The sequence below is a fragment of the Pseudoroseomonas ludipueritiae genome (genome assembly GCF_014490445.1).
Lineage (GTDB): Bacteria > Pseudomonadota > Alphaproteobacteria > Acetobacterales > Acetobacteraceae > Pseudoroseomonas > Pseudoroseomonas ludipueritiae.
This window is the reverse complement of the sequence record NZ_JACTUZ010000361.1, coordinates 1-866: the sequence shown is the minus strand read 5'-3', so window position 1 is coordinate 866 and position 866 is coordinate 1. Positions and strand designations below refer to the sequence as shown.

Here is an 866-nt window from a genome sequence, read left to right as displayed (position 1 = left end):
TGACGGAAGCGACGACCATGAAGGGCATCATCCTGGCGGGCGGCAGCGGCACGCGGCTGCACCCGGCGACACTGGCGGTCTCCAAGCAGTTGCTGCCGGTCTATGACAAGCCGATGATCTACTACCCGCTCTCGGTGCTGATGCTGGCCGGCATCCGCGAGATCCTGATCATCTCCACCCCACATGACCTGCCGCTGTTCCGGAACCTGCTGGGCAGTGGCGAGCAATGGGGCCTCCGGCTCAGCTACGCGCAGCAGGACAGGCCGGACGGGCTGGCCCAGGCCTTTATCCTGGGCGAGGAGTTCCTCGCTGGCGGCCCCTCCACCCTGGTGCTGGGCGATAACATCTTCCACGGCCACAGCCTGGAGGAGCGGCTGATCGAGGCCCGCGCCTGTGACAAGGGCGCCTCCGTCTTCGCCTATCGTGTCGCGGACCCAGAGCGTTACGGCGTGGTGGAATTCGACGCCAACGACCGTGCCATCTCGCTGGAGGAAAAGCCGGCCCAGCCGCGCTCGGACTGGGCCGTCACCGGCCTTTATCTCTACGACGGCCGCGCCTCCACCCTGGCGCGCACCCTCAAGCCCTCTGCGCGGGGGGAACTGGAGATCACCGACCTCAACCGCCTCTACATGGAGGAAGGCTCGCTGAACGTGATCCGGCTCGGCCGCGGCTATGCCTGGCTGGACACCGGCACGCATGACAGCCTGCTGGAAGCCAGCGAATATGTCCGTGCCATCGAGAAGCGCACCGGCACCAAAGTGGCCTCGCCGGAGGAGATCGCCTGGCGCTGCGGCTTCATCGACGACGACGCGCTGCGCGCCCTGGCGCGGAAGCTCAACAAGAGCGGCTATGGCGGCTATCTGGAG

At 66.9% G+C, this 866-nt stretch carries 1 protein-coding gene; it reads left to right on the top strand.

Features of this window, described 5'->3' with window-relative positions; translation table 11 throughout:
* Positions 1-17 precede the first annotated feature (17 nt).
* A partial coding sequence (rfbA, locus tag IBL25_RS26380; RefSeq protein ID WP_187781382.1) for a glucose-1-phosphate thymidylyltransferase RfbA occupies positions 18-866 on the top strand: 849 nt, incomplete at its 3' end.